The organism is Nocardioides sp. (assembly GCF_035697785.1).
Taxonomy (GTDB): Bacteria; Actinomycetota; Actinomycetes; order Propionibacteriales; family Nocardioidaceae; genus Nocardioides_B.
The window spans coordinates 1-5,384 of the sequence record NZ_DASSCL010000105.1; the positions used below are offsets into that span (position 1 = coordinate 1).

Below are 5,384 nucleotides of genomic sequence, written 5' to 3' on the forward strand. Positions count from 1 at the left end.
CGGTCCGCGAGCAGCCGGGTGGAGGACGGGACCGACAGTCCCGCCGAGACGATGACGAGCCTCCTCATCACGCGGTCACCCCCTGGGGAGTGCTCTCCGCGGCGGCGACGCGAGCCGCGTGGGTGGGTGCGCCCGGCACGCCGTCCGGCCTGAGCGCGTCGAACTCCCGCCGCAGCACCGGCACGACCTCCTCGCCGAGCAGGTCGAGCTGCTCGAGCACCGTCTTCAGCGGCAGCCCGGCGTGGTCCATCAGGAACAGCTGACGCTGGTAGTCCCCGACGTACTCGCGGAAGCCCAGGGTCCGCTCGACGACCTGCTGCGGGCTGCCCACGGTCAGCGGGGTCTGGGCCGAGAAGTCCTCCAGGGACGGGCCGTGGCCGTAGACCGGGGCGTTGTCGAAGTAGGGCCGGAACTCATTCACGGCGTCCTGGCTGTTCTTGCGCATGAACGCCTGGCCGCCGAGGCCCACGATGGCCTGGTCGGCGGAGCCGTGGCCATAGTGCTCGAAGCGCTGCCGGTAGAGCCTGATCATCCGCTCGGTGTGCGAGGCCGGCCAGAAGATGTGGTTGGCGAAGAAGCCGTCGCCGTAGTACGCCGCCTGCTCGGCGATCTCGGGAGACCGGATCGAGCCGTGCCAGACGAACGGCGGGACGCCGTCGAGCGGACGCGGGGTCGAGGTGAAACCCTGGAGCGGCGTGCGGTACTTGCCCTCCCAGTCGACGACCTCCTCGCGCCACAGCCGGTGGAGAAGGTGGTAGTTCTCGATCGCGAGCGGGATGCCGTCGCGGATGTCCTTGCCGAACCACGGGTACACCGGTCCGGTGTTGCCGCGCCCCATCATCAGGTCCATCCGGCCGTCGGAGAGGTGCTGGAGAGTGGCGTAGTCCTCGGCGATCCGCACCGGGTCGGTGGTGGTGATCAGCGTCGTGGACGTCGACAGCAGGATCCGCTCCGTCTGGGCCGCGATGTAGGCCAGCGTCGTGGTCGGTGCGGAGGGGATGAACGGCGGGTTGTGGTGCTGGCCGGTGGCGAAGACGTCGAGCCCGACCTCCTCGGCCTTCTTGGCGATCTCGACCGTCGCCTTGATGCGCTCGTGCTCGGTCGGCGCGACGCCCGTGGTCGGGTCGACGGTGACGTCCCCGACGGTGAAGATCCCGAACTGCATCTGACTGCTCCTTAATAGTTTCAGTTTCAACTATACGAACAGGAGCTTGGTCCTGGCTATTCCCGTGCCCGCGAACGTGAGCGTCCGCTACTCCGGGTGGTTGTCGGCCGCTCCCCCGATCAGGTACGGCGTGTCCACGCCGTCGTACATCAGGTGCGCCATCAGCCCCTCGGCCGCGTGCTTGAGCTGGTGGCAGTGGTCCATCCAGAGGCCGGGGTTGTCGGCCACGAACGCGATCTCGTAGGTCTCGTCCTGGTCGACGTGCAGCGAGTCGACCCACCACGGACTGCCGGTCGCCTTCTCGCCGTCCCTGCTCAGCACCACCGCATGGTGGCCGTGCAGGTGCATCGGGTGGTCCTCGTTGCTGGCGTTGTGGACCCGCATCAGCACGACATCGCCCTCGCGCACGATGTACATCGGCACCTCGGGGTACATGCGGCCGTTCACGGTCCACCACAGTCCGGGTCGGCCGTCGAGGAAGCCGGGACGGCGGCCGATGTCGTAGTCGAAGACGCGGTCCGGGTCCGAGGTCTCGAAGGGCAACGGCGCCGGCGAGCCGTAGTGGAGCAGGTCCAGCTTCTCGCGCGGCTGCTCGACCTCGGCCGCCTTGGATCCCGCCGGGCCGATGATCAGTGCCGTCGCGCCGCCGACTTGCACGCGGAGCGCCGAACCGTCCTCGGGCGCCGTGACCTCCAGGTCGACCCGGGCGCCGGCGGTCAGCGTGACGCTCCGTCCGGTGACGGGCGTGGGCTCGTTGAGGTCGAACCCGTCGACGGCCCGGACGACGTACGGCGCGCCGGACCACACCTCCACCGGGCCGTTGTCGGTGTTGGCGACGCGGACCCGGACCTCCGTGCCGGGCTCGGCGACGAACGCGACGTCACCCTCCTCACCGTTGAGGGTGCGCGTGCCGGAGTACGTGTGGGCGACCGCTAGTGCGTCGACCGGGGCGTCCGGTCGCGCATCGGCGGGATGCACGACCAGCGAGCCGAACAGGCCACCGATCACCTGCTCGTGCGAGACCTGGTGGGAGTGGTACCAGTACGTGCCCGGGTCCTCCGCCACGAAGCGGTAGGTGTGCTCCTCACCGACCTTCACCGCGTCCTGAGTCACGCCGGCGACACCGTCCACCGAGTTGGGGACGTCGATGCCGTGCCAGTGCAGCGTCATCCCGTCGGGGACGGACTCGTTGCGAACGGTGACCTCGACCAGGTCACCCTCCGTCGCCTCGATGAGTGGCCCGGGAGAGGTGCCGTTCAGGCTGTAGCCCGTCACCTTGCGACCCGACTCGAGGGTGATGGTGCCGTGGGCCGCCACCAGCTCCTCGGACACGTCCGGCGGACCCTCGGCGTCCGCGACGAGGTCGTCGACGCTGGTCTCCGTCGGCGCCACCCGTGCGCCCGCGGCCGCCTGGCCGCCGTGCCCGGCGTGCCCCTCCACGGGCGCCGGCCCTCCGCCGAGGTCGACGACGCCCATGTCCATCACCGAGTAGCTGGACGGCAGCAGGCTCGACTGCCACATCCAGGCCAGCGGCACGACGATCGCAAGGGCCGCGAGGCAGGCGACCAGGACCCGAAGACGACTCCTGCTCACCAGCCCCGCAGCTCCTCTCGCGCTGTTGCCCGGGCCGCTGAGCTGCGGCCCGGCTTCGTTCGGGTCAGACCGCGGCCGGGGCCCGGTCCTCCCGCGTGGTGACCTCGGCCTTGCCCGCCGAGCGGCCGGTGTGCAGCGCCGCGGCGAACAGCACCAGGGCGTTCACGCCGTGGAGCAGCCCGATGTAGGCGTTCTCGTGCCCGAACAGCCCGAGCGCGACCTGGAGCACGACGAGGCCGAGGATGATCGCGGCGTTGCGGACCGCGCCCGGCGTCCTGGCGAAGAACGACACGATCAGCAGGGCGAGGGCGAGCAGCGGGATCACGATCATCCCGTTGATGCCGTGCACGATGAACCCGGCGACGCCGGTGAACGACAGGTCTTCGGACTCCATCGCGGCGGCGTCGAGCACGCCGCCGTCCTCGATGTAGATGCCGAGGCCGGCTGACGCGAACACCATCGACGCGGACTGGACGATCACGAGCGCGGCCACGATGTACGCCATGACCTTGTAAGCAGACTTCATTCCTGATGCCTCCGAAAGTTGGACGCCCCGGTGGGCGTGGGTTCCCGCAGTGGCCCCGAGGACCCCCTAGCCGGACACCTTGCCTCAACAGCGTCAAAGTGTCGTCATAATTTCGGACTAGCCCGTGCCCGTGTGGTCCAGGATTGTCCCGATCTCGCAGGGCATGGAGTCAGCGTTTCGCGACGAGCAGGGCCTGGCTGCTGCGGGCGACCAGCCCGCGCTCGTCGTACACCGACGACGTGGCGAGGCCGACGCTGCCGCTGCCGAGGGTGGTCTCGGCGTCCAGGCAGACCCACTCGCCCACCGGACGGCGCAGCACGTGCACGGTCAGCTCGGTGTTGAGGAAGGCCCAGACGGCGATGTCGAGCGCGGCGGAGACGCCTGACGCCGAGTCGACGCAGGTCATCAGCCGCTGCATCGGGTCCATCGGCTCCCCGTCCACAAGGTCGACGAGGGGACGCATCCACACGGTGCCGGGGCCGGGCTCACCGACCGAGCCGACGATCCACCGCCAGTCCACCGCGTCGAGGTAGCCCGGGGACCAGCTCGCCGGCCGCTGCTTCGGCTCACCGTCGTCGGGCCCGTGGGGCAGCGGACGGTCGGACGGGTCGGGGCCGTCGTCGGTGGCCGGGAACAGCCACGCGGTGGCCCGGGCGCACGCCCGACCGCGCGCCTCGTCGTACAAGGTCGCCTCGCACATCTCCACGGACCGGCCCGGGCGGACCACGGCGGCGTCGACGCGCAGCGACGCGACGGGCACAGGGCCGAGCAGCTCCATCGTGAACCGTCCGAGCACCCGGCTCTCGTCGCGGGCCAGCCCCTCGATGGCGCGGGTGAGGAGCGCCGCCGGCGGTCCGCCGTGCTGGCTGTCGGGCCCCCACGGGCCGGCCGTGCAGGCGTCGGAGAGGAAGCGGTCGGGACCGTCGGCGACGTAGAAGGAGGTCACCGCAGCCATGATGCCGGAGCGCCTCCGGAGGCTCCGGACAGGCGTCGTTGACCGGCCCGGACTCGATTTCATGTTCCGCCTGAGCCGTGTGTATTCTTCTCGGTCGTTGCCCCTTTAGCTCAGTCGGCAGAGCGTCTCCATGGTAAGGAGAAGGTCTACGGTTCGATTCCGTAAAGGGGCTCTGGGTAGGGACCCGCTCGCACCTCGGTGAGACGGCCCCGTCCCGGTGGCGGGGTAGCTCAGGTGGTTAGAGCACACGGCTCATAATCGTGGTGTCGCGGGTTCGAGTCCCGCCCCCGCTACGCAAGCAATGCGCCTCAGGTGGCCCGGACTTGCGCGGTCGGGCAGACTTGAGCGGCACCGACCGGCATCACACACGACCAGAAGAGGCACACCGTGGCCAGCAAGAGCTCAGACGTTCGCCCCAAGATCACCTTGGCCTGCGTGGAGTGCAAGGAACGCAACTACATCACCAAGAAGAACCGCCGCAACGACCCGGACCGCATGGAGCTGAAGAAGTTCTGCCCGCGTTGCCGCAAGCACACCGACCACCGCGAGACCCGCTGACCCGGTCTCACCAGCGTTCCCAAGGAGCGGCGCCCGTCCATCGGGTGCCGCTCCTTCGCGTTGCGCCGTACTCCACCGGCGCCTAGTAGCCTCCTGACCATGCCTGTCGACGCCTCCCTGGCCGGGCGGACCTTCCCGCCGACGGAGCCCTACTCCGTCACCGCGGAACGGGTCCGCGAGTTCGCGGCAGCCACCGGTTCGGAGTACGACGAGGGTGCGGCGCCGGCGACCTTCCCCATCGTCGTGGCGTTCGGTGCCATGACCGCGCTGATGGAGGATCCCGAGGTCGGCATCGCCCTGCACCGGGTGGTGCACGGTGAGCAGCGCTTCACCTACACCCGGCCGGTCGCGGTCGGCGACGTGCTCACCGCCGAGCTGACCGTCGACAGCCTCCGCCAGATCGGAGGGGCCGACATCATCGGCACCCGCAGCGAGATCACCGACGCCGAGGGCCTGCCGGTCTGCACGGCGTTCGCCACCCTCGTCCACCGCGGGCCCGAGGGGGACGAGGCCTGATGCACACCGGAGACGTGCTCCCCGAGCAGACCTTCACCGTCACCCGTGCCGACCTGGTCAGGTACGCCGGG

At 69.9% G+C, this 5,384-nt stretch carries 6 protein-coding genes and 2 tRNA genes; 4 read left to right on the forward strand and 4 right to left on the reverse strand.

What is annotated here, in order from left to right; translation table 11 throughout:
* Nucleotides 1–67 precede the first annotated feature (67 nt).
* From VFH10_RS10580 to VFH10_RS10595, 4 genes are all read right to left on the reverse strand, one after another.
* The gene (locus tag VFH10_RS10580) at nucleotides 68–1,165 is read right to left on the reverse strand and encodes an LLM class flavin-dependent oxidoreductase (RefSeq protein ID WP_325128272.1); all 1,098 of its coding nucleotides are present in this window, start codon (nucleotides 1,163–1,165) and stop codon (nucleotides 68–70) included.
* Nucleotides 1,166–1,252: 87 nt separating this feature from the next.
* Nucleotides 1,253–2,758 (reverse strand): multicopper oxidase family protein, encoded by a 1,506-nt coding sequence (locus VFH10_RS10585; RefSeq protein WP_325128275.1) that lies wholly within the window; start codon nucleotides 2,756–2,758, stop codon nucleotides 1,253–1,255.
* Between the two features lie 64 nt (nucleotides 2,759–2,822).
* Complete coding sequence (locus tag VFH10_RS10590; protein ID WP_325128277.1) at nucleotides 2,823–3,284, reverse strand: hypothetical protein; 462 nt, start codon at nucleotides 3,282–3,284, stop codon at nucleotides 2,823–2,825.
* A 169-nt stretch (nucleotides 3,285–3,453) separates the two neighbouring features.
* Nucleotides 3,454–4,239, reverse strand: coding sequence for a thioesterase family protein (locus tag VFH10_RS10595; protein ID WP_325128278.1), 786 nt, complete (start codon nucleotides 4,237–4,239; stop codon nucleotides 3,454–3,456).
* A gap of 99 nt (nucleotides 4,240–4,338) precedes the next feature.
* On the opposite strand from VFH10_RS10595, the gene VFH10_RS10600 reads away from it, so the two are divergent.
* The 4 genes from VFH10_RS10600 (at nucleotide 4,339) to VFH10_RS10615 (ending at nucleotide 5,313) form a co-directional block, all read left to right on the forward strand.
* Nucleotides 4,339–4,411 (forward strand) — tRNA-Thr (locus VFH10_RS10600).
* A gap of 47 nt (nucleotides 4,412–4,458) precedes the next feature.
* Nucleotides 4,459–4,532, forward strand: a tRNA-Met gene (locus tag VFH10_RS10605).
* Nucleotides 4,533–4,626: 94 nt separating this feature from the next.
* Entirely contained in the window at nucleotides 4,627–4,797 is a 171-nt protein-coding gene (gene rpmG / locus VFH10_RS10610; RefSeq protein WP_187577186.1) for a 50S ribosomal protein L33, read from the forward strand.
* A gap of 99 nt (nucleotides 4,798–4,896) precedes the next feature.
* Nucleotides 4,897–5,313, forward strand: coding sequence for an FAS1-like dehydratase domain-containing protein (locus tag VFH10_RS10615; RefSeq protein WP_325128282.1), 417 nt, complete (start codon nucleotides 4,897–4,899; stop codon nucleotides 5,311–5,313).
* Nucleotides 5,314–5,384 lie beyond the last annotated feature (71 nt).

Bases quoted from the DNA above. Each gene is read 5' to 3' on its own strand.
- VFH10_RS10580 (WP_325128272.1), bottom strand. From the start codon at position 1,165: ATGCAGTTCGGGATCTTCACCGTCGGGGACGTCACCGTCGACCCGACC.
- VFH10_RS10590 (WP_325128277.1), bottom strand. From the start codon at position 3,284: ATGAAGTCTGCTTACAAGGTCATGGCGTACATCGTGGCCGCGCTCGTG.
- VFH10_RS10595 (WP_325128278.1), bottom strand. From the start codon at position 4,239: ATGGCTGCGGTGACCTCCTTCTACGTCGCCGACGGTCCCGACCGCTTC.
- VFH10_RS10615 (WP_325128282.1), top strand. From the start codon at position 4,897: ATGCCTGTCGACGCCTCCCTGGCCGGGCGGACCTTCCCGCCGACGGAG.